The organism is Rahnella sp. BIGb0603 (assembly GCF_024808755.1).
In the GTDB taxonomy this organism is placed as follows: Bacteria; Pseudomonadota; Gammaproteobacteria; order Enterobacterales; family Enterobacteriaceae; genus Rahnella; species Rahnella contaminans.
In genome coordinates this window covers 594,772-618,674 of sequence record NZ_JANUEX010000002.1, presented here as the reverse complement: position 1 = coordinate 618,674, position 23,903 = coordinate 594,772, and the positions used below count along the sequence as shown (strand labels likewise).

At 54.6% G+C, this 23,903-nt stretch carries 18 protein-coding genes; 17 read left to right on the top strand and 1 reads right to left on the bottom strand.

The genetic code is table 11. The annotated features are described in order from the left end of the window. The first annotated feature begins 338 nt into the window (after window positions 1-338). The 6 genes from M2403_RS07850 (at window position 339) to M2403_RS07825 (ending at window position 8,411) form a co-directional block, all read left to right on the top strand. Window positions 339-4,103 carry a nitrate reductase subunit alpha gene (locus tag M2403_RS07850; RefSeq protein WP_259228876.1) on the top strand — a complete coding sequence of 1,255 codons (3,765 nt, stop codon included), beginning with the start codon at window positions 339-341 and terminating at the stop codon, window positions 4,101-4,103. Then, a complete protein-coding gene (narH, locus tag M2403_RS07845) occupies window positions 4,100-5,635 on the top strand; it encodes a nitrate reductase subunit beta (protein WP_259228875.1) in 1,536 nt (511 codons plus the stop codon). Before M2403_RS07850 ends, narH begins: the two co-directional genes overlap by 4 nt. After that, window positions 5,635-6,357 carry a nitrate reductase molybdenum cofactor assembly chaperone gene (gene narJ, locus M2403_RS07840; protein ID WP_165057839.1) on the top strand — a complete coding sequence of 241 codons (723 nt, stop codon included), beginning with the start codon at window positions 5,635-5,637 and terminating at the stop codon, window positions 6,355-6,357. Before narH ends, narJ begins: the two co-directional genes overlap by 1 nt. Next, complete coding sequence (narI, locus tag M2403_RS07835; protein ID WP_208952000.1) at window positions 6,354-7,034, top strand: respiratory nitrate reductase subunit gamma; 681 nt, start codon at window positions 6,354-6,356, stop codon at window positions 7,032-7,034. The genes narJ and narI overlap by 4 nt, the downstream gene beginning before the upstream one ends. A 95-nt stretch (window positions 7,035-7,129) precedes the next feature. After that, window positions 7,130-7,369: a hypothetical protein gene (locus M2403_RS07830; RefSeq protein ID WP_152327018.1), complete on the top strand. Its 240-nt coding sequence runs from the start codon at window positions 7,130-7,132 to the stop codon at window positions 7,367-7,369. Window positions 7,370-7,538: 169 nt separating this feature from the next. Next, entirely contained in the window at window positions 7,539-8,411 is an 873-nt protein-coding gene (locus tag M2403_RS07825; protein WP_152327019.1) for a D-amino-acid transaminase, read from the top strand. 455 nt (window positions 8,412-8,866) lie between these two features. Here M2403_RS07825 and M2403_RS07820 read toward each other — a convergent pair whose 3' ends face one another. Continuing rightward, window positions 8,867-9,571 carry a DUF2461 domain-containing protein gene (locus M2403_RS07820; protein ID WP_152327020.1) on the bottom strand — a complete coding sequence of 235 codons (705 nt, stop codon included), beginning with the start codon at window positions 9,569-9,571 and terminating at the stop codon, window positions 8,867-8,869. A gap of 205 nt (window positions 9,572-9,776) precedes the next feature. Between M2403_RS07820 and M2403_RS07815 the strand changes: the two genes are divergently transcribed. From M2403_RS07815 to M2403_RS07765, 11 genes are all read left to right on the top strand, one after another. After that, window positions 9,777-11,489, top strand: a complete 1,713-nt coding sequence (locus tag M2403_RS07815; RefSeq protein ID WP_208952010.1) for an ABC transporter ATP-binding protein — start codon at window positions 9,777-9,779, stop codon at window positions 11,487-11,489. A 769-nt stretch (window positions 11,490-12,258) separates the two neighbouring features. Further along, window positions 12,259-13,338 (top strand): porin, encoded by a 1,080-nt coding sequence (locus tag M2403_RS07810; protein ID WP_276529189.1) that lies wholly within the window; start codon window positions 12,259-12,261, stop codon window positions 13,336-13,338. A gap of 296 nt (window positions 13,339-13,634) precedes the next feature. Then, window positions 13,635-14,645 carry an N-acetyltransferase DgcN gene (gene dgcN, locus M2403_RS07805; protein ID WP_152327022.1) on the top strand — a complete coding sequence of 337 codons (1,011 nt, stop codon included), beginning with the start codon at window positions 13,635-13,637 and terminating at the stop codon, window positions 14,643-14,645. Next, window positions 14,645-15,610, top strand: coding sequence for an N-acetyl-D-Glu racemase DgcA (dgcA, locus tag M2403_RS07800; protein ID WP_165057833.1), 966 nt, complete (start codon window positions 14,645-14,647; stop codon window positions 15,608-15,610). The genes dgcN and dgcA overlap by 1 nt, the downstream gene beginning before the upstream one ends. 28 nt (window positions 15,611-15,638) lie before the next feature. Further along, window positions 15,639-17,516: an ABC transporter ATP-binding protein gene (locus M2403_RS07795; RefSeq protein ID WP_259228874.1), complete on the top strand. Its 1,878-nt coding sequence runs from the start codon at window positions 15,639-15,641 to the stop codon at window positions 17,514-17,516. A 39-nt stretch (window positions 17,517-17,555) separates the two neighbouring features. Further along, window positions 17,556-19,100, top strand: a complete 1,545-nt coding sequence (locus M2403_RS07790; RefSeq protein WP_165057831.1) for a glutathione ABC transporter substrate-binding protein — start codon at window positions 17,556-17,558, stop codon at window positions 19,098-19,100. A gap of 67 nt (window positions 19,101-19,167) precedes the next feature. Beyond that, on the top strand, window positions 19,168-20,088 hold the full coding sequence (locus M2403_RS07785) for an ABC transporter permease subunit (protein ID WP_152327025.1): 921 nt from the start codon (window positions 19,168-19,170) through the stop codon (window positions 20,086-20,088). Window positions 20,089-20,097: 9 nt separating this feature from the next. Then, window positions 20,098-21,009, top strand: a complete 912-nt coding sequence (locus tag M2403_RS07780; protein ID WP_165057829.1) for an ABC transporter permease subunit — start codon at window positions 20,098-20,100, stop codon at window positions 21,007-21,009. Between the two features lie 36 nt (window positions 21,010-21,045). Next, window positions 21,046-22,110: a P1 family peptidase gene (locus M2403_RS07775; RefSeq protein WP_259228873.1), complete on the top strand. Its 1,065-nt coding sequence runs from the start codon at window positions 21,046-21,048 to the stop codon at window positions 22,108-22,110. Window positions 22,111-22,181: 71 nt separating this feature from the next. Continuing rightward, complete coding sequence (locus M2403_RS07770; protein ID WP_152327028.1) at window positions 22,182-23,003, top strand: M55 family metallopeptidase; 822 nt, start codon at window positions 22,182-22,184, stop codon at window positions 23,001-23,003. Continuing rightward, window positions 23,004-23,900, top strand: a complete 897-nt coding sequence (locus M2403_RS07765; protein ID WP_152327029.1) for a LysR family transcriptional regulator — start codon at window positions 23,004-23,006, stop codon at window positions 23,898-23,900. It abuts the gene before it with no gap. Window positions 23,901-23,903: the final 3 nt, after the last annotated feature.

Here is a 23,903-nt window from a genome sequence, read left to right as displayed (position 1 = left end):
TCGGCGTAAATACAATATCCTCCTGCGTGATTTCACAATACTGTCACATTCAGACTCCCTTACCCCCAATTTTCCTCCTGAGGGCTTCCTCCTCTCATTTTTGTTCTCCTTATGAAATTATTATTTATTAATCATAAAGTTATATGCAATGAATTTTATACCTCTTTGGGGGTATCTGGCGTTATGTAAATAAATACATGACGCGAAGGCGTTGATCGCAATCAAGTAGGCGCGCGTGTGGGGTGCATACCCTGAGGCCAACGTGAGCAATGAAGTTGTATTCCCCGCCATTCACATAATGACAAAGCGCCTCAGGCCTTTGCACAGGAGAGTCCCGGATGAGCAAGTTTCTTGACCGGTTTCGCTATTTCAAACAGCTAGCTGAACCTTTCGCTGACGGCCATGGCCAGACGCTGAATACCAATCGTGACTGGGAAGACGGCTACCGCAGCCGCTGGCAGCACGACAAAGTGGTCCGTTCCACGCACGGTGTTAACTGCACCGGTTCATGCAGCTGGAAGATTTACGTCAAAAACGGTCTGGTTACCTGGGAAACCCAGCAGACAGACTATCCGCGCACCCGTCCGGATTTGCCGAACCACGAGCCGCGCGGTTGCCCGCGTGGTGCCAGTTATTCCTGGTATCTCTACAGCGCAAACCGCCTGAAATATCCGCTGATGCGCAAAAAGCTGATCCAGTTATGGCGTGAAGCCAAACTGAAACACAGCGATCCGGTCGATGCCTGGGGTTCGATTATTAATCAGCCGGAGAAAGCCAAAGAATATAAAGCCGCACGTGGTCGCGGCGGTTTTGTCCGTTCGAGCTGGCAGGAAGTGAATGAACTGATTGCGGCCTCTAACGTTTATACCGCCAAGACTTTCGGGCCAGACCGTATTATCGGTTTCTCGCCCATTCCGGCGATGTCGATGGTGTCCTACGCGTCCGGCGCACGTTATCTGTCGCTGATCGGCGGCGTGTGTCTGAGCTTTTACGACTGGTATTGCGATTTGCCACCGGCTTCTCCGCAAACCTGGGGTGAGCAGACCGACGTGCCGGAATCGGCCGACTGGTACAACTCTTCTTATATTATCGCCTGGGGTTCGAACGTTCCGCAGACCCGTACGCCGGACGCCCATTTCTTTACCGAAGTGCGCTACAAAGGCACCAAAACGGTCGCCATAACACCGGATTACGCCGAAATCGCCAAGATTTGCGACCAGTGGCTGGCACCGAAACAAGGCACCGACAGCGCGCTGGCGCTGGCAATGGGCCATGTGATCCTCAAATCCTTCCATATCGATAATCCGAGCCAGTACTTCACCGACTACGTGCGTCGTTACACCGATATGCCGATGCTGGTGATGCTTGAACCGCGTGAAGACGGTTCGTACGCCGCAGGCCGAATGCTGCGTGCGTCTGATCTGGTGGACAACCTCGGTCAGGAAAATAACCCGCAGTGGAAAACCATCGCCTTTGACGAAAACACTGGCGAGCTGGTGTCTCCGTTAGGTTCCATCGGTTACCGCTGGGGCGAAAAGGGCCAGTGGAATCTGGAGTCCCGCGAAGGGAAAGATCATAAAGACGTCAGTCTGCAACTGAGCCTGCTTGATAATCACGATGAAGTTGTGAACGTCGGTTATCCGTACTTCGGCGGCGCGGTCAGCGAGCATTTCAACAGCGTGGCGCTGGATGAAATCCTGATGCACAAACTGCCGGTGAAACGCCTGCAACTGGCTGACGGCAGCACCGGTCTGGTCGCCAGTGTTTACGACCTGACGCTGGCGAACTACGGCATTGAACGCGGCCTGAATGATGAAAACTGCGCGCAAAGCTTTGACGAAATTAAAGCCTATACGCCAGCCTGGGCCGAGAAAATCACCGGCGTTTCGCAGCAGAACATCGTGCGTATTGCTAACGAATTTGCTGATAACGCCAACAAAACGCATGGCCGTTCGATGATCATCGTCGGCGCCGGGATGAACCACTGGTATCACCTCGACATGAACTACCGCGGCCTGATCAACATGCTGATCTTCTGCGGCTGTGTGGGGCAGAGCGGTGGTGGCTGGGCTCACTACGTCGGACAGGAAAAACTGCGTCCGCAAACCGGCTGGCAGCCGCTGGCGTTTGGCCTTGACTGGCAGCGTCCGCCACGCCACATGAACAGCACCTCGTTCTTCTATAACCATTCCAGCCAGTGGCGTTATGAAACCGTCGCGCCGCAGGAACTGTTATCCCCGCTGGCGGATAAATCCAAATTCACCGGCAGCATGATTGATTTCAACGTGCGCGCCGAACGTATGGGCTGGTTGCCGTCTGCGCCGCAGCTCAACGTTAACCCGCTGCACATCGCGGAACAGGCGAAAGCCGCCGGTCAGTCTCCGGCAGTTTTCACCGTCGCAGCCCTGAAAGACGGCAGCGTGCGTTTCGCCGCGGAACAACCGGACAACCCGCAGAACTTCCCGCGTAACCTGTTCGTCTGGCGCTCCAACCTGCTGGGTTCTTCCGGTAAAGGCCACGAGTACATGCTGAAATATCTGCTGGGCACCGAACACGGTATTCAGGGAGAAGATTTGGGCATTCAGGGCGGCGTGATGCCGGAAGAAGTCGAATGGCAGGCGCAGGGCGGTGAAGGCAAACTGGATCTGGTCGTGACGCTTGATTTCCGTATGTCCAGCACCTGTCTGTATTCCGACATCGTTCTGCCGACTGCGACCTGGTATGAAAAAGACGACATGAATACCTCGGATATGCATCCGTTTATTCATCCGCTGTCTGCCGCTGTGGATCCGGCGTGGGATTCGAAAAGCGACTGGGAAATCTACAAAGGCATTGCCAGAGAATTCTCACGGGTTTGCGTCGGGCATCTTGGCGTGGAAACCGATGTGGTGACGTTGCCAATCCAGCACGATTCTGCCGCCGAACTGGCGCAGCCGCTGGGCGTGGAAGACTGGAAAAAGGGCGAATGCGACCTGATCCCGGGACGCACCGCGCCGCATCTGATGACCGTTGAACGTGATTATCCGAATACCTATGAACGTTTCACCTCAGTCGGGCCATTGCTGGAAAAACTCGGAAACGGCGGTAAAGGCATCAGCTGGAACACTGACAGCGAAGTCGATTTACTGAAAAAGCTGAACTACACCAAGCCGGATGGCACCGCCAAAGGCCAGCCGATGATCAACTCCTCGATTGATGCGGCGGAAGTCATCCTGACGCTGGCACCGGAAACCAACGGTCAGGTGGCGGTGAAAGCCTGGGCGGCGCTGAGTGAAAATACCGGCCGCGACCATACGCATCTGGCGCTCAATAAAGAAGACGAGAAAATCCGTTTCCGCGATATTCAGGCTCAGCCGCGCAAAATCATCTCCAGCCCGACCTGGTCAGGTCTGGAAGACGAACACGTTTCTTACAACGCCTGTTATACCAACGTGCATGAGCTGATCCCGTGGCGCACGCTTTCTGGCCGTCAGCAGCTTTATCAGGATCACGCGTGGATGCGTGCTTTCGGTGAAAGCCTGCTGGTGTACCGTCCGCCAATCGACACCCGCGCGGCGCAGCCGTTGCTGAATGCGAAGCCAAACGGCAACCCGGAGATGGCGCTGAACTTCCTGACGCCACACCAGAAATGGGGCATTCACTCCACCTACAGCGACAACCTGCTGATGCTGACCTTAGGCCGCGGCGGCCCGATTGTCTGGCTCAGTGAAGACGATGCCACAAAACTGGGCATCGAAGATAACGACTGGATCGAAGCTTTCAACGCCAACGGCTCGCTGAGCGCCCGTGCGGTGGTCAGCCAGCGCGTACCGGCGGGGATGACCATGATGTATCACGCGCAGGAACGCATCGTGAATATTCCGGGCTCAGAAATCAGCCAGCAGCGCGGCGGTATTCACAACTCGGTGACCCGCGTTTGCCCGAAACCGACCCACATGATCGGCGGTTACGCGCAGCTGTCTTACGGTTTCAACTATTACGGCACCGTCGGTTCTAACCGTGATGAGTTCGTGATTGTCCGCAAAATGAACCGCATCGACTGGTTAGATGATGAAGGTAACGACTACGTGCAGGACGTAGCGTCACAGGAGAAAGCCAAATGAAAATTCGTTCACAAGTCGGCATGGTGCTGAATCTCGACAAATGCATTGGCTGCCACACCTGTTCCGTGACCTGTAAAAACGTCTGGACCAGCCGCGAAGGGATGGAATACGCGTGGTTCAATAACGTGGAAACCAAACCGGGTCTGGGTTATCCGCACGACTGGGAAAATCAGGAAAAATGGAAGGGCGGCTGGATCCGCAAAATCAACGGCAAACTGCAGCCGCGCATGGGTAACAAAGCCAATCTGCTGCATAAAATCTTCGCTAACCCGCACATGCCGGAAATCGATGATTACTACGAACCGTTTGATTTTGATTATCAGCATCTGCACACCGCGAAAGACGGCAAACATCAGCCGGTAGCCCGTCCGCGCTCGCTGCTGACCGGCAAACGCATGAAGAAAATTACCGGTGGCCCGAACTGGGAAGACGATCTGGGCACGGAGTTCAGCAAACGTTCTGCCGATCAGAACTTCGCCAATATGCAAAAAGAGATGTACGGCGAGTTTGAAAACACTTTCATGGCATACCTGCCGCGTCTGTGCGAACACTGCCTGAATCCGGCGTGTGTGGCGACCTGTCCGAGCGGTGCGATTTATAAACGCGGCGAAGACGGCATCGTACTGATCGACCAGGACAAATGCCGCGGCTGGCGTATATGCCTGACCGGTTGTCCGTACAAGAAAATCTACTTCAACTGGAAAAGCGGCAAGTCAGAAAAATGTATTTTCTGCTATCCGCGCATCGAAGCCGGCCAGCCAACGGTCTGTTCCGAAACCTGCGTGGGTCGTATTCGTTACCTTGGCGTGGTGTTGTATGACGCCGACCGTATCGCCGAAGCGGCGTCAGTCGAAAACGATAAAGACTTGTACGAAAGCCAGATGAGCATCTTCCTCGATCCGAACGACCCGGAAGTGATCGCTCAGGCTGAAAAAGACGGCATTCCGCTTTCTGTGATGGACGCTGCGCGTCAGTCGCCGGTTTACAAAATGGCGATTGAATGGAAGCTGGCGCTGCCGCTGCATCCTGAATACCGCACGCTGCCAATGGTCTGGTATGTGCCGCCGCTGTCTCCGATTCAGTCCGCTGCCGACGCCGGTGCTTTGCCGCACAGCGGCGTGTTGCCGGATGTCGAGAGCCTGCGCATTCCGGTGCAATATCTGGCGAACCTGCTGACCGCGGGCGACACCGCGCCGGTGCTGCGTGCGCTGAAACGTATGCTGGCGATGCGTCACTTCAAACGTGCTGAAACGGTGGAAGGCGTAACGGACACCAGCGCGCTGGAACAGGTCGGGTTGTCTGCGGCGCAGGCCGAAGAAATGTACCGCTATCTGGCGATTGCCAACTACGAAGACCGTTTCGTGGTGCCTTCCAGCCACCGTGAACAGGCCCGGGAAGCGTTTCCGGAAGCCAAAGGCTGTGGTTTCAGCTTCGGTGACGGTTGTCACGGCAGCGATACCAAATTCAACCTGTTCAACAGCAAACGCATTGATGCCATCGACATCGGCGCGAAAACAGAAAGGAAAGGCTAATGAACAGTTTACGCATCATCGGCCTGCTGCTCGATTATCCGTCTGAAGATCTCTGGAACCATAAGATGGAGCTTCTCGAGGCGGTCACACAGTCAGCAGAACTGAACTCAGAGCAGCGCCTGGATCTGGCGCTGTACATCACGGATTTCTGCCAGAAAGATTTACTCGACGCGCAGTCGGCGTACACCGGTTTGTTTGACCGTGGCCGCGCGACATCGCTGCTGTTGTTTGAACACGTTCACGGCGAATCCCGTGACCGAGGGCAGGCCATGGTCGATCTGATGGAGCAATACCGTGAAGCCGGGCTGGAAATCGACAGCCGCGAGCTGCCGGATTACCTGCCGCTGTATCTGGAATACCTCACCACGCGTGATGAAGCTCAGGCGCGCGAAGGGTTGCGGGATATCGCGCCTATTCTGGCCTTGCTCAGTGCCCGTTTGCAGGAACGCGACAGCCATTACGCCGAACTGTTTGATTTACTGCTGGCGCTGTCCGGCAGTGATATCGCCACCGAAACCGTGCGCGAAGGGATCAAACAGGAAGCCCGTGATGACACACCGGCTGCGCTGGACGCGGTCTGGGAAGAGGAACAAATCAAATTCCTCGGTGAGCAAAGTTGTGCGTCGGGTGAAGAAGCCGCGCATCAGAAACGCTTTGCCGGTGCGGTTGCACCACAGTATCTGAACCTTGATGAAATGCCTGCGGGGGAACCACGCAAATGACCGACTTCCTCAACAACTTCTTTTTCAATATTTACCCGTACCTGTGCGGCACGGTATTTCTGGTCGGCAGCTGGCTGCGTTACGACTACGGCCAGTACAGCTGGCGCGCCGGTTCCAGTCAGATCCTTGAGAAAAAGATCCTGCGCATCGCTTCGCCGCTGTTCCACGTCGGTATTCTCGGTATTATCGCCGGTCATGCCTTCGGGATGCTGACGCCGCACTGGATGTACGAATCCTTCCTGCCGGTGCCGGTAAAACAGCAAATGGCGATGATTGCCGGGGGTGCCTGCGGGGTGATGACGCTGGTCGGTGGCGGTATGTTGCTGTGGCGTCGTCTGAGCAACGAGCGCGTGCGTGCCACGTCCAGCTTTGGTGACATCATGATTATCGCGCTGCTGGTTATCCAGTGTGCCCTGGGGTTGAGTACTATTCCGTTCTCTGCGCAGCATATGGACGGCAGCGAAATGATGAAACTGGTCGGCTGGGCGCAGTCTGTGGTGACTTTCCACGGCGGTGCGGCAACCTATCTGGATGGCGTGGCGTTAATCTTCCGCGTGCATCTGGTGCTTGGGATGACCTTATTCCTGCTGTTCCCGTTCTGCCGTCTGGTGCATATCTGGAGCGCGCCGGTGGAATATCTTACCCGTCGCTACCAGCTGGTTCGCAACCGCCGCTGAAAACCGGCTGAAGTTGTGAGCAGTCTGTTTTGACATAAAAATCAGGGGCGCTATTATGCGCCCTTATCATTATTTTTTTGCTCAAGGACGCACTGATGGCCACTCCAAGACAACCTATGACTGTCGCCCGTCGTTTATTACGCAACAGCCTGATTTTACTGGTAATCGGCGTTGTCGCCACGCTTCACGGCCTGATTGTGGGCAGCCCTGAAACCCCGCCGGGTGAAATGGCACCGCAGCTGATGCTCGGCATCTGGTTCATCTTTATTGGTGTGGTGATGGCGCTGATCAGCTGGCTTGTGATCCGCAATAAAAAGAAGAAAGGCGAAATGTGACACCTTCGGGTGACTTTCTGAAAAGCGCTCAACGGAGCGCTTTTTTTATGCGCCGGACACCAGAAACCTGCGTTACGTCAACATCGCCTGCTCAGTTTTCACGCAGTTTATTCCTGTGACTCAGGTAAGCTAATAAAAATCCTATTTCAATTTGGCCAGGAAAAATAACATGACCAGAACGGTATACCTCAACGGGGAGTTTGTTGCCGAGCAGGATGCGAAGGTGTCTGTCTTTGATCGCGGTTTCTTATTTGCGGATGCGGTGTATGAAGTGAGCGCCGTCCTGAATGGCCGGTTGCTGGATAACGCCGCGCATCTCGCCCGGCTGGCGCGTTCGTGTCAGGCGCTGGATCTGCGGCTACCTTGCGCACCAGAAGAAATCGAAATCCTGCAAAACCGGCTTATCGCCGAAAATAATTTGCGCGAAGGGGCGGTTTATCTGCAAATAAGCCGTGGCAACAGCGGCGACCGTGACTTTGATTTTCCCGGCGAAACTGTCAGCCCGACTTTCCTGATGTTCACGCAGGCCCGTCCGCTGATTCATCACCCGAAATCCCAAACCGGCATCCGTATGGTTTCCGTGGATGACATCCGCTGGCAGCGTCGCGACATTAAAACCGTCGGTTTGTTAGCTCCGTGCCTCGCCAAAGAGTACGCGCATAAACACGATGCGGACGACGCGCTGCTGGTCGAAAACGGTCTGATCACCGAAGCCAGTTCCAGCAATGCCTGGATCGTCGATGCCGGGGGCACGCTCATCACCCGTCCGCTGAGCACCCATATCCTGCACGGGATCACGCGTCAGGCGCTGCTCGAACTGGCGAAACAAAACGATCTGCGATTCGAAGAACGTCCGTTCACGCTGGAAGAGGCGCAGTCTGCGCGGGAGATTTTCATCAGTTCGGCCACCACCTTTATCTGGCCGGTGGTGAGCCTGAACGGGAAGGCGATCGGAGATGGGAAACCGGGGGATATTACCGCGAAATTGCGGGAGATATATGTTCGGATGGCGGTTGAGGTAACCGGGGGAGTTGGGCGTTAAATTCAACTTCAACTTCAACTTCAACTTCAACTTCAAGGTCGTGGGCGTCGGCGTCGGCCCACACCGACCAAAGACCCGTTTACGCGCGGGTCTCTGGACTCTGCGCTTTTTTAACTGTGTGCTATCGCCAGGTCGACGGACGTGTTCTGTTATCCCGGCGTGTGGCGCGAAATCTTGCCGCTGCGCGGTGCCTTCCCTGCGGGCTTCGAGCCTTGCGGACTCGAACCCTCGGTCAGCAAAATTTCTGAGCGCGCCAGATTGCCTTTTCTAAAAGATTAAGGCCAGCCTGATTTTGAATTTAAATAAGCCTCTGGTCGGTTCCGGCGCGAAAAGCCATGTGATCACCGCCCGTGAGAAACCGAAATTTTCTCGATCCCGATTAAGCCTTCACCGCAAGTGAAAAACTGAAACGTTCTCACTCCGTTGGGCCCGTTTGGGCGGCGGGCCCATGAACATCACTCTTCCCCCAAGGGCAGTTGATTCCTCTTCATTCCCTCGATCCCGATCAGCATCTGATACAACGGCGCTATGCGCAGAAAATCAGCCCTTAAAATCCCCACCAGTTCACTGCTCAACACCGGCTCCATATCCCTATGGGAACTCATCAGCGCAAAGGATTTTTTGTTGTACCAGGCCGCCAGCGCCGGATCCTGATCTTTAATCAGCGGGCGTTTATAACTGTCGCCTTCGATGGTGAAATTCGGCTCGATGCATTTCGCCATTTCCAGAAACTCTGCGGGCTTTTTCAGAAGCTGCTGGCGGAAAAGGTCCATCGTGGTTTTTGACGCGCTGTAATAACCCAACCCGTAACGCCACCAGTCCTGACCGAATTCAAAGAAGTACACCGGCGCATCGGTCCAGTTTTTGCGGGAACGCTTGAAGGTCAGCCACAAATTGCAGCGGTAGACTGACTTATCGTGAGAAAAACGCGTATCGCGGTGCATTCTGGAAATGGTTTTGCCAATCGCCGGACGCGTTTCAAACAAATCATCAATGATGACCATGTCCTGACTCAAATCTTCGACCAGCTTGCGCATCGGTTCGAGAAGATGTTCCTGATAAATATCACGATTTTCGTCAAACCACTCTTTATTGTTGTTCTGGCGAAGCGCCTGCAGGAAGTTCAGGCCAGACTGCGTAAAACCGGTAAATTCTCCCATGACGTGCCCTTATTCTTTCGCAATGATTGTTTACTGTGTATTTAAACAGTATCCCCGATTTTTGTAACCAGATCAAAAGAGAATGCCGGTTTGCCTGGAACGCGTCTCACACGCAGGCACATAAAATTCTCTGATTGATAACAATTTTCATCTAGACTGGTCGCTTCGCCTTTACAGGCTGGTAATCTTAATTAGAGGATGCATGATGCTCCGCCGTTTTTTCTCTTATTACGCGCCTTATAAAAAACTGTTCTTCCTCGACTTCGGATGCGCAATCCTCGCCGGATTGCTGGAACTTGGTTTTCCGATGGCGATCAAAACTTTCATTGATAAGCTTCTGCCTGCTCATGATTGGGTGCTGATCATCGGCGCGACAGTCGGCTTGTTGCTGATCTACCTGTTTAACACCGCGCTGATGGCGATTGTGAACTACTGGGGCCACGCGCTGGGCGTCGGGATTGAAACTGACATGCGCCGTCAGGCTTTCAGCCATTTACAGAAACTCTCTTTCCGTTATTACGACAATACCAAAACCGGCCATATCATTACGCATGTGACCAAAGATCTGGAAGAGGTCGGGGAAGTCGCGCACCACGGGCCGGAAGACGTGTTCATTGCGGTGATGACTTTCATTGGTGCCTTTATTCTGATGGCTACCGTGCATATGCAACTGGCGCTGATGACCATCATTATTGTGCCCGCGATGACCTGGATGGTCAGCCGTTACGGGGCGCAAATGACAGAAACCTGGCGGCGGCTGTTCGGGCAGGTGGGGAATTTCAACGCCCGTATAGAAGAAAGCATCGGCGGTATCCGCGTGGTGAAAGCCTTCGCCAACGAAGAACATGAGCAAAAACTGTTCGCACATGACAACGATAAATACCGGACGACGAAGCTGAAAGCCTATCAGATCATGACTGCCAGCCTGACGCTGAGTTATCTGAGTACGCGTCTGGTCCAGCTGATCGTGATGGTCGCGGGCACCTGGTACGTGATCAATGACCAGCTGACTTACGGCGGTTTCGTGGGTTTCCTGCTGCTGGTGGAAGTGTTCTTCCGCCCGGTGGCGAAAATCAGCTCGGTTCTGGAAAGCTATCCGAAAGGCATTGCCGGTTTTAAACGCTTCACGCAGCTGATCGATACGGCGCCGGATATCGTTGATCGTCCGGACGCGCAGGTCGTCAGCCATCTGCGCGGCGACATTCATTATGACAATGTGGTGTTCGGTTATACGCCTGCCAGCAAAATTCTGAACGGGATCACGCTGTCGATTAATGCCGGTGAAACGCTGGCGTTTGTCGGGCCGTCCGGTGCAGGTAAAACCACGCTGTGCTCGCTGCTCCCTCGTTTCTATGAAATTGACAGCGGCAGCATCACGATCGATGGCATCGACATCCGTGATATGACGCAAACCTCGCTGCGCCACAACATCGGCATTGTGCAGCAGGACGTCTTCCTGTTTGGCGGCACAATCCGTGAGAATATTGCTTATGGCAAGCTGGATGCCAGCGAAGAAGAAATCCGTCTGGCCGCCAGCCGTGCGCGCCTTGATGATGTGATTGATGCGCTGCCGCTGGGGATGGACACGGTGATCGGTGAGCGGGGTGTTAAACTGTCAGGCGGCCAGAAACAGCGGCTTTCCATTGCCCGCATCTTCCTCAAGAATCCGCCGATCCTGATCCTGGATGAAGCGACCTCTGCGCTGGATACCGCAACTGAACAGGCCATTCAGCAATCGCTGGCCGAGCTTTCCGAAGGGCGAACCACGCTGGTCATCGCGCACCGCCTGGCGACGATCCAGAATGCCGACCGCATTATCGTGGTCGACAAAGAAGGCATCGTCGAGCAGGGCACACACGAATCTCTGCTGTCCCTCCGGGGGCGCTATGCACAACTTCACGCCGCGCAGTTTCGTTAATTAGCGGCCCCCTCCTTTATAGAGAGGAGGGGGCAAAGAGGTATTACTCATCCTCTGTTGTAAAAACCTGCAAATTCCTCCTCCCTTGAGACGACTTCCCTTCGCAGCAAAACAATATTCACAATTTACAAAGCCCGTTTTGAATAAAAAAAGCACAATACGGTCACGAAGGAATAAACATTTTTGTTCAATTCAATCACCCGCGAAATTATTTTTAGATTCAATTTGGCTTTATTTCTCTCAGGTAATTTATTAAAAGTTCGAATGCAGATGAAATTGCGTAGTACAAAAATCTTATGGTCGCATTTTCTATTTATTTGCTAATGAACTTATCAATAAAATAATTACCATGCTATGCACTATTTAAATGCACTACTCATTTTCCTATTGTGAATTCATTAACGATTGTTAACAGTAAAAAACCTTTTGAGAAAGGTGATCCCGCTTGCAACTGCTTTACAAAAGTAAACCTTAAATGCACCAAAATAAGGCGTAGCACCATAATGGTGCAAAATGTTATGCGAAAACCGCATATAATCAGGGGGTTAGAGACTTATAATAGAAATATTTAGTTACATATCTTTACTCAAAAAAGACTTAGTGTGGCGAACTTTTCCATTTTAACTTTTTGTGCTCAGTGTTAAGGTTCAAATCGTTTTACAGACAGACGCATTTAAAAACATGTACAAATACTCAGAGCCCGATATTCAGATATTTAAATAAAGCGGGCATGAGAAATCCTTTATAAAAAATCAAGGAATCTTAAATAATGATGAAGCGCAGTGTGTTGGCCTTAGCGGTCTCTTTAATTGCAGTGGGAACTACCGCAAACGCAACCGAAATCTATAACAAAGATGGTAATAAACTGGACCTTTACGGTCGCGTAACCGCTAAGCATTATTTCTCTGATGACGCTGGTTCTGATGGCGACATGACTTATGTTCGTCTGGGCTTTAAAGGCGAAACACAAATTAATGACACACTGACCGGTTATGGCCAGTGGGAATATAACGTTCAGGCTAACCATGCTGAAAGCCAGGGCACGACCGGTACTAAAACCCGTCTGGGCTTTGCAGGTCTGAAAGTTAAAGATTTCGGTTCTATCGACTTCGGCCGTAACTACGGTGTGGTTTATGACGCACTGGGCTTCACCGATATGCTGCCAGAGTTTGGTGGTGATACTGCTAACTCCGACAACTTCATGGTTGGCCGTGCTAACAGCCTCGCAACTTACCGTAACCAGGACTTCTTCGGTCTGGTGACTGGCCTGAACGTGGCCCTGCAATATCAGGCGAAGAACGAAAACGATGGCCGTGCTAACAACAAAGGCAACGGCGACGGTTACGGCGCATCTATCGATTATGAAGATATCGCAGGTTCCGGTATCGGTGCTGTTATCGCAGGTTCTTCTTCTGATCGTACCAATGGCCAGACTAACTCTCAAATCGGTGGCGGCGATAAAGCTTCTGCATGGGCGACTGGCCTGAAATACGATGCAAACCAGGTTTACCTGGCAGCAATGTATAACGAAACCCGCAACCAGGCGCCGATCACTGTTAACGGCACTGCCGGCTATGCAAACAAAACTCAGGGTTATGAGTTAGTTGCACAGTACCAGTTCGAAAACGGTCTGCGTCCGTCAATCGGTTACGTTCAGTCTAAAGCGAAAGATGTTGGAGGCGTGGGCGATGCTGACCTGGTCAAATACTTCGAAATCGGTGCGACTTACTACTTCAACAAAAACATGTACACCTATGTTGACTACATGATCAACCAGATCGATGACAACAACAAACTGGGCGTAAGCTCTGACGACATCGTTGCTGTTGCACTGACTTACCGCTTCTAAGTTAGTGAACAAAATTATTACCCCATTCTGTGTCTGAAAAAGGTAATCGCAAAGGCAGAGTTCATTGGCTCTGCCTTTTTTTATTGCTGTTTTTCCGTGAATTCCCCGTACTCAGTTTATTTTTCCTCTCTCCCTGTACGTCATAAATAACCCCATAAATTCAATAAACTGAGCCCTATAGCCTGAGGTTATACCCCAGCGCTAAACAAGTATTCGCCGGGTTGTGTCGCCCGTGGAATAGTGACCTCCGGCCTGACTTAAAACACATTCTAAAATTCATTTCCGGAGAAACTGACATGCAGCAAATACCCAAGCCTTACCTGTTATTCCTGGGCGATGTGATGGATCCGCTGGCGGCGAAAACGGCGCGCGGGATACACGTCTGGCGCCCTGAAGCGTGCGTCGGGCAAATTCGTCTGGCGACTGACTCTGTCTCCCTCGGGCTGCCGGATCTGGATATCGACACAGCGGTGGCGCAGGGCGCAAAAACCATGGTGCTGGGTACGGCGAATTCGGGCGGTAAATTACCGGCGCACTGGATTGATTCCATTAAAACGGCGATCCGCGCCGGGCTGAACGTGGCGAACGGTTTGCATCAGGGGCTGAACGATATTCCTGAGCTGGTGGAACTGGCCGCTGAGCATAACGTGCAGCTGTTCGATGTTCGCCATATGCAGCCTGAGCTGGATACCGGTACCGGTAAGAAGCGCAGCGGTAAACGTATTCTGACCGTCGGCACGGACTGTTCCGTCGGCAAAATGTATACCTCGCTGGCGCTCGAATCTGCCATGCGTGAACTGGATTTGAAAGCCGATTTCCGCGCAACCGGCCAGACCGGCGTGCTGGTGGCCGGTGCGGGTATTGCGATTGATGCTGTGATTGCTGACTTTATTTCCGGTGCGGTTGAAGCGCTGGCACCCGCCAATGACGACGATCACTGGGACATCATTGAAGGGCAGGGTTCGCTTTATCATCCGTCATTTGCAGGCGTCAGCATGGGCCTGATCCACGGCGCGCAGGCGCATTTGCTGGTGATGTGTCATGAACTTGGCCGCCCGCACATGCGCCATCTGCCGCATCAGTTTATGCCGACGCTGCGCCAGTGCCTGGACACCAATCTGGCGGCGGCCAGCCTCACCAGCCCGGACGTCAGAATTGCCGGTTTCTCGCTGAACACGTCTGCCGTGAGTGAAGAAGAAGCCAAAATCGCGCTGGCCGAAATCAGTGAAGAATTCGGCGTTCCGGCGACCGATCCGGTGCGTTTCGGCATCAAAAACATCGCGCAATGGATCAGGGATAACGGCTGATGACTCAGATGACTTTCCTGTCAGCCGAACTGCCGCTGGCTAAGCCTTTTGCGATTTCACGCGGCACCCGCACCGCGGTGACGGTAGTACGTGTGACCCTGACGGACGGTGAATTTACCGCAACCGGCGAATGCACGCCCACCGCGCATTATCAGGAATCCCCGCAAAGCGTTTGCGAACAGCTGGATTTGATCCGTCCGCGGGTTGAAGAGGGGCTGACCCGTGAAGCGTTGCAGGAAGTGATGCCGATCGGCTCGGCGCGCAATGCCCTCGACTGTGCAATGTGGCGTCTGGATGCGGCAAAACAGGGCAAAACCTTGTGGCAACTGCTTGATATGCCGAAGCCTGTTTCGGTGATTACGGCAGAAACGCTGAGCCTGGATTCTCTGGAAAACATGGCGAAAGCGGCCGGGATTGCCGTGGCCGGTGGCGCGCAGTTGCTGAAAATCAAACTCGATCGTGAGCAGATTATCGAGAAAGTGGCGGCTATCCGCGCCGCAGCACCGCTGGCGACGCTGGTCGTGGACGCCAACGAAGCCTGGCAGGGTTTAGATCTCGGCAGCCTGTTTCAGGCACTGCACGAATTTAACGTGGCGATGATTGAACAACCGCTTCCGGCAGGCAATGACAAAGATCTGGTGCGTTGTTTGCATCCCATTCCTGTCTGCGCCGACGAAAGCTGTCACGAACTTTCGGATATCGCCGGTCTGCGCGACCGTTACGAGATGATCAACATCAAACTCGATAAGTGCGGCGGGCTGACCGAAGCGCTGGCGATGACCGAAGAAGCCCGCCGTCTGGGGTTGCGGATTATGGTCGGGTGCATGCTCGGTTCTTCTATTGCCATGGAAGCCGCGCTGCCGGTGGCGGTTCAGGCCGAACGTGTCGATCTGGATGGCCCGATCTGGCTGGCGCAGGACGCTGAACCGGCATTGCGCTACGAGAACGGCGAAGTCTGGTTGTAATTTTGCCCTTATTTAAAGGAGACGTTTTTTGATTAATGAACAGCCATCGCCAATCTTGCAGATTAACGATTTGTCGGTCACGTTTTCCGGCCGTCAGGGCAAAACTCAGGCGCTGAAGGGCGTTTCCTTTTCTATTAATAAAGGTGAAGTCGTCGCCGTGGTCGGCGAAAGCGGCTCCGGTAAATCTGTCACGTCGCTCAGCGTGATGGGCCTGTTGCCGGATTCCGCCCATATCAACGGCGGCAGCGTGAATTTTTTCGGGCGCGACGGCACACGCCACGCGCTCAATTCCCTTTCGGCAGAATCGCGGCGCAAACTGCGCGGCCGCGAAATGTCGATGATCTTTCAGGAACCGATGACGTCGCTCAACCCGGTATTACGGGTCGGCGATCAGCTCACGGAAGGGCTGATTGACCACGGGATGGCGACCAAAGCCAATGCACTGACCAAAGCCCGCGAACTGCTTAAACAGGTGCGTATCCCCGACGTTGAACGCATTCTCAAATGTTATCCCCACGAACTTTCCGGCGGTATGCGTCAGCGCGTCATGATTGCGCAGGCGCTGGCCTGCGATCCGGCATTGCTGATTGCCGACGAACCCACCACTGCGCTGGATGTCACCGTGCAGGCGCGCATTCTGCAAATTCTGCGTGACCTGCAACAGGGCACCGACATGTCTGTCCTCTTTATTACGCATGATATGGGCGTTGTCGCCGAAATTGCCGACCGCGTGGTAGTGATGTATCAGGGCAACGTGGTGGAACAGGGCAGCGTGACCGAAATTTTTGCCCATGCGCAGCACCCTTATACCCGCGCGCTGCTGGCCGCCGTGCCGAAACTGGGCGACATGCGCGGGCTCAAATGGCCTCGCCGTTTTCCGCTGCTCAGTGCGCCTAAAAATGATGCGAATAAGCAATCGATTGCAGGTGATGGAGCTCACGTTTCAGTCGCCGACGGCGATCAGAAAACCGCGAATTACGACGCGCCGCCGCTGCTGGATGTGCGCGGGCTGCGGGTCTGCTATCCGATCCGTTCCGGCGTGCTGTCGCGTGTGACCAAAGAAGTTCACGCCGTTGAGCAAATTGATTTTTCAATCTGGCCGGGCGAAACGCTGGCGCTGGTCGGCGAAAGTGGCTGTGGAAAATCCACCACCGGGCGAGCGATTTTGCGTCTGGTCGGCAGCGAATCTGAAAGCATTCATCTGGAAGGCAAAGAAATCACGCTGATGCGCGACACGCCGTTTCAGGCCGTCCGCCGTCAGATCCAGATGGTGTTTCAGGATCCCTATGCCTCGCTGAACCCGCGTCTGACCGTCGGTTTTTCTATTGCGGAGCCTTTATTACTGCACGGCCTGAAAAAATCACTGGCAGATGCCACGCCGGTGGTAAATCAGCTGCTGAAAAGCGTCGGGCTGGATCCCTCTTTTGCGCGCCGCTATCCCCATGAATTCTCCGGCGGCCAGCGGCAGCGTATTGCCATCGCACGCGCGATGGCGTTGCAGCCGCAGGTAATTATTGCTGACGAAGCGGTGTCGGCGCTGGATGTTTCTATTCAGGCGCAGGTGGTGAATCTGATGATGGATTTACAGCGCGACACCGGCGTGGCGTGGCTGTTTATCTCGCACGATATGGCAGTGGTGGAACGCATCGCCAACCGGGTTGCGGTGATGTACAGCGGGCAGATTGTGGAGATTGGTCCGCGAGATGCTGTATTTAGCAATCCTCAACATTCATACACCCGTCGCCTGCTCAGTTCGGTGCCGGTGGCGGATCCGACGCAGCGTGCATTGCGCAATTTTGATGATGTGGAAGTGAAATCGCCGGTGCATCCGGCCGGTGTACAGATAGAAAAACTCAGGTACAGCCAGGTTTCGCCGCACCACTGGGTGGCTGAACAACAGGCATAACGTTAATTTTTTCTTTTTTGGAATACACAGGAGAAGTTCATGCACTCAACGTTCCTACGTAAAAGCCTGCTGGCCGCAGGGCTGGCGCTGTGTTTTGCCGCCTCTGCTCAGGCGAAAGATCTGCGCATTTCCATGTATGCCGACGTGACCGGTTTTGACCCGCACGACACCACGGATACGCTGAGTTATTCCATTCAGAGCGGCATTTTTGAACGTCTGTTCCAGTTCGATAACAAAATGGCCGTCGTGCCAGTGCTGGCGACCGATTACACCAGTAACAGCGACGCCACAGAATTTACTATTAACCTGCGTCACGACGTGACCTTCCAGGATGGCACGCCGTTTAACGCCGATGCGGTGAAAGCAAACCTCGATCGCCTGGCGAATCCGGCCAATCATCTTAAGCGTAACTCACTGTTCAGCATGATTAAATCGGTAGATGTAGTTAGTCCGTACCAGGTCAAAATCACGCTGAATAAACCGTTCGGCGCGATGATCAACACGCTGGCGCACCCGTCTGCGGTGATGCACAGCCCGGCATCGCTGAAACAGTATCCGAATGAGCAGGATCTGAGCGTGCATCCGGTCGGTACCGGTCCGTTTAAATTTGTCGAATGGCAGCAGGGCAAAGACGTCAAACTGGTGAAATACGATAACTACTGGCAGAAAGGCTGGCCGAAAGTCGATTCCGTGACGCTTTACCCGACGCCGGAAGATTCCACGCAGGTAGCAAAACTGAAATCGGGCGGCGTGGATGCGGTGTATCCGCTGCCGTCTGATCTGGTGGAAACCGTGAAAAGTGATCCTAAACTCGATATCGCGCAGGATCCGGGCATCTACCTGTATTACATCGCCTTCAACACGCAGAAAAAAGAGTTCTCTGACGTGCGCGTCCGTCAGGCGATTAACTACGCCATCGACCGTAATCTCTGGCTGAAAGTAGGCTTCGCCGGTTTAGGTTCGCCGTCCACGTCGCCGCTGCCGAAAAACGTTCAGTTCTACCAGAAGCAAACTACGCCGGATTACAGCTACAACATCGCCAAAGCAAAAGAGCTGATGAAAGAAGCCGGGTATGAAAAGGGCTTCGACGTGGAAATGTGGAGTTCCAACAAGACCGACCGTATCCGCAGTGCGCAGTTCCTGAAACAGCAACTCTCACTGATTGGCGTGCGTGTGAAACTGGTGCCGATGGACGCCGGAACCCTGACACAGCGTCTGTGGAGTACGCCGAAACCGGCAGATGCGAAAGTTGAAATGTATTACGGCGCATGGTCGGCCTCGACGGGTGATGCTGACTGGGCGCTGCGTCCGCTGTTCGCGACCGAATCGTGGATCCCGTCGGCGTACAACGTGTCGTACTACAGCAATAAACAGGTTGATGCGGCGATCACCGCCGGGCTGCAAACCGCCGACGTTGAAAAACGTAAAGCGGCCTATGCCGATGCGCAGAAACTGCTGTGGGCCGATGCGCCGATGGCGTATCTGGGCGTACCGGACAATCTGGTCGGTAAGAGCAAAGCGTTGTCCGGCGTCTACATGCTGGCCGACGGTTCTCTGATTTTCAATCAGGCACAGTTTAAGTAACAGAGGTGCTGTTTTACTCCCTCCTTTTTATCGGGAGGGAGTTTACTGAATTCAGGGGATCCCTTTTATGCTGACCTATTTTCTCCGCCGGATATTGGAAATGATCCCCGTTTTACTGGTGGTGTCGTTACTGGTTTTCGGCTTTATCAAGCTGCTGCCGGGGGATCCTGCGCGTATTTACGCCGGTCAGGATGCGCCGATTGAGGCGGTTGAGTCAGCGCGGCAACTGCTTGGACTGAACGATCCGTTGCCTGCGCAGTACTGGCACTGGCTGAACGGCATGATACATGGCGATCTGGGCACGACATACCGCACGCGTCAGCCGGTGTTAAGCGTGATTGAAAGCGGATTTATGCCCACGCTGCTGCTGGCGCTGGCCGGTTTCGCCTGGTCGGTAGTTTTGGGGCTGGTGATTGGCGTGGTCTCGGCGCTGAAACGCGGCAAATGGCAGGACTGGGCGCTGATGAGTATGGCGGTCGGCGGGATTTCCATGCCGCCGTTCTGGCTCGGATTGCTGCTGATTCAGTTTGTTGCCATGCCGTTTGGGCTGTTTGCCGTCAGTGGGTTTAACCAGCCAACTGACATCATTTTACCGGCGATTACGCTTGGTTCTTCGGTCGCAGCGGTCATGGCGCGTTTCACCCGTTCGGCGTTTCTCGATGTCGCGCAGGAAGATTACGTACGTACTGCCAACGCCAAAGGCTTACGGGCGCGGCGGGTGACCTGGAAACACATCATGCGCAATGCGCTGATCCCGATACTCACCATGCTCGGCTTGCAGTTTGGCTTCCTGCTGGGCGGTTCAATTATTGTCGAAAGCGTCTTCAGCTGGCCGGGGCTGGGCTGGTTACTGATCGAATCCATCAAAACGCAGGATCAGCCGGTTATTCAGGCGCTGGTGATGCTGTTTGTGTTTGAATTTATTCTGATTAATCTGCTGGTGGACCTGCTTTATGCGGTGGTTAACCCGGCGATTCGTCTGCGCTAGGAGCTGTAAATGACCGAACCTGTCTCAGTGCCTGGAGAAAACCAACCGGCAGCGGTTGCCCCGCACAGTGATGATATCCGCTCGCCGTGGTACGACTTTTTTCAGACGTTTATCCGTCATCCGATGGCGCTGGTGTCCGGCGGATTTATTCTGCTGCTGATCCTGGTGGCCATTTTTGCGCCGTGGCTCGCGCCTTATGATCCGATGACGCCGGACTGGATGGCGCTGGGCGTCGGCCCGACGCCGGAACACTGGTTTGGCACCGATGATTTAGGCCGCGACGTGCTCAGCCGCATTATTTATGGCGCACGGATTTCCCTCTACGTCGGCATTTTCTCGGTCACGCTGGGCATGATTGCCGGTGTATTGCTCGGGTTACTGGCAGGCTATTATGGCCGCTGGGCCGACATGCTGATCATGCGCGGATCCGACGTTCTGTTTGCGTTTCCCGGTATGTTGCTGGCGATAGCCGTTGTCGCCATTCTCGGCCCCGGCCTGAATAACGTGATTATCGCCGTGGCGGTGTTCAGCGTACCGGTTTTCGCCCGCATCGTGCGCGCGGCAACATTATCCATCAAACAAAGTGCATACGTAGAAGCGGTGCGCTGCGTCGGTGCGCCTGACCGCGTGGTGATTTTGCGCCACATTCTGCCGGGCACGCTGTCGAATGTGATTGTCTATTTTACAATGCGTATCGGCACCAGCATTCTCACCGCCGCCAGCCTGAGTTTTATCGGTCTGGGACCTGAGCCGGACGTGCCGGAGTGGGGGAACATTCTTGCGATGAGCCGTAACATGATGATGGCGGGCAAATGGAATGTCAGCGTTTTCCCCGGTCTGGCGATATTCCTCACGGTTCTGGCGTTTAATTTGCTCGGCGACGCGCTGCGTGACACGCTCGATCCTAAACTGAAGAAGTAATTTCTGACTGAACTCATGACATGAAACGGAAGACTGATGCACCCGCAAGATAATGAAGATGAATTCACGCAGCAGGCGCTGGCGGCCTTGCTGCAACGCTGGCGCAAAACGCGTCAGATCTTCCACCCGCGTTTTCCCTGCGGGCCGGCCAATTCCATCACCGACGTCGCGGGCGTGACCGTCGGCCACAGCACGCTGGCGGCAGGGGATATCCAGACCGGCGTCACCGCGATTGTGCCACCGGGCGATAATCTTTATGAATACCCGTTGCCGTGCGGTGCGGCGGTGTTGAATGGTTTTGCCAAACCGATGGGGCTGATCCAGATAATGGAACTGGGCGAACTGCAAACACCGGTTCTGCTCAGCAATACCTTCGCCACCGGCACCCTGTTCAACGCGCTGGTGAAACGCAGTTGCGAACAGTTTCCGCAAATTGGCCGACCGGAGGCGACCATTAATCCGGTGATCCTCGAATGTAATGACTTCTATCTTAACGATATTCAGGCGATGGCGGTCAGTGAAGACGACGCGCTGACCGCACTCGACGGCGCGACAAAAGCATTCGCCCGTGGCAGCGTGGGAGCAGGGCGTGGCATGAGCAGTTTCGGCCTGAAGGGCGGGATTGGCTCGGCGTCGCGCTGGTGTGAAGAGCTTAACGCAACGCTCGGCGTGCTGGTGCTGGCGAATTTTGGCAAGTTGTCCGAACTGACCCTCGACGGCGTGCGCGTCGGGGACGCCATCGCGCATATCCATCCACAACTTGCTCCGCAGGTAGACGCCGGTTCCATCATTATCATCATGGCTTGCGACCGTTATCTCGACAGCCGCCAGCTCGGACGGATCGCTAAACGCGCCGGTGCCGGGTTAGGGCGTCTGGGCAGCTACTGGGGCCACGGTTCGGGTGATATCGCGCTGGCATTTTCAACAAAACGTGACGGTGTCACGTTGGCGGATGCAAAATTAGAACCACTGCTGGCGTGCGCGGCAGATGCTACAGAACACGCTATTATTGATGCCTTACTGAATGCAGAAACCGTCTGCGGATTCGACGGACATTACCGGCTGGGGCTGAGTTATCTCCTTGATAATCTGGCAAAGTAGTCGTTTGCAAAACCCCCTCCCGACCTCACCTTTACAGGGAGAGGAGCAAATAAACTGAAAGGGAACCCATTATGAAAATCTTTATCTCTGCTGACATCGAAGGTATTGCGGGTGTGATGCGTCCGGAGCAATGCAGCCCGGGCAATGCGGATTACGAGGCCGCGCGGGCGCTGATGGAAGGCGAAGTGAATGCTGCCATTGACGGCGCATTTGCCGGTGGCGCAACCGAAGTCACGGTCGCTGACAGCCACGCCATGATGCAGAACCTGCGTGCGGACAAAATTGACCCGCGCGCCCGTCTGGTTCAGGGCAAACCGCGCGGATTATCGATGGTTGAAGGCCTGCAACAGCAGCAATACGACGGCCTGATGTTTGTCGGCTATCACACCGCCGCCGGAGAAAACGGCGTACTGGCGCATACGATTAATGGCCGCGCCTTCTATCGCGTCAAACTCAACGGCAACGTGGTCGGCGAAAGTGATTTGTATGCCGCCGCCGGTGCCGAACTGAATGTTCCGCTATGGCTGGTGACCGGCGACGATCACCTCGAAACCTGGATCCGCCGCCATTACCCGGAATCCCAGTACGTCTGCGTAAAACGCGCGATTTCCGCCAATGCCGCCGAATCCGACAGCCCGTCAATTGCCTGCGCCAAAATCCGCAAGCAGGCGACGATAGCCGTCAGCAAACCCGCACCGCTCACCGCCGGAAGATTCAGCGGGCCGTACCATCTGGAGCTGATGGCCGCCAAACCGGTTCTGGCCGACTTGTTCAGCCTGATCCCAGGCGTTGAGCGCATCGACGCCGTCACCGTCGGCTATCACAGCCCGAACGTTGCCAATATTATCAGCCTGTTAAGCGCATTTTCTTACCTTGCGACGACGCAGAAATAAATGCGCTTACGCCACATTGAAGTCTTTCAGGCGGTCTTACAGGCGGGAAGCGTCAGCGGCGCGGCGCGCCTGCTCAACGTTTCGCAGCCCAACGTCAGCCGCGTGTTGAACCACGCCGAGCAGCAGCTGGGTTTCACGCTTTTTGACCGCACGCCTCAGGGACTGATCGTCACGCCCGAAGGCCGCCGTCTGATGCCGGAAGTCGAGGCGTTGTTCAGCCATATTCAGGCGATTGGCGAACTGGCAGAGCAGCTGCGTCAGGGCGAGGGCCAGCATGTGCGCATCGGCTCTGCGCACGCGCTGGGGCACAGCGTGATGGCACCGGTGCTGGTGGATTTTCGCCGCCAGACGCCCGGCGGCAGCGTCGAACTGGTGACCGGGCATTTCAACACGCTGAGTCAGGATCTGCTGCAATACAAAATGGATTTTGCGCTGGCGTTCGGCGAGCAGGCCACGCAGGAACTGGTGGCCGAGTCGATTTATCAGGCCAACATGGTGGCGCTATTACCGAAAGATGCTGAGGTCGAAGGCCCGGTATCGCTGGCGTGGCTGTGTGAAAACGACTTACTGATGCTCCAGCAGCAGGATCCGCTCGGGCAGGTGCTCAACCGCGTCCTGCGCGAGAACGGCCTGATGCCGCATTCCGCGTTGTTCATCAAAACCTATTCCGTGATTGCCGACATGGTGCTGGCAGGCGGCGGTGTTGGCGTCGTCGATACGTTTACCGCCCGGCGATACGTCGATCAACTGAAGATTGTGTCCGTCGTGGAAGCATTGCCGTTTGAGGTGATCCTGCTGAGCAGGAGAGATCAGCCGGCTTCACAGGCCGCGTTAAGGTTGAAACAGCTGATTCGGCGGAAATTGTGGGAGCTTGGGGAGGAAAAAGGGGGCTTTTGAATT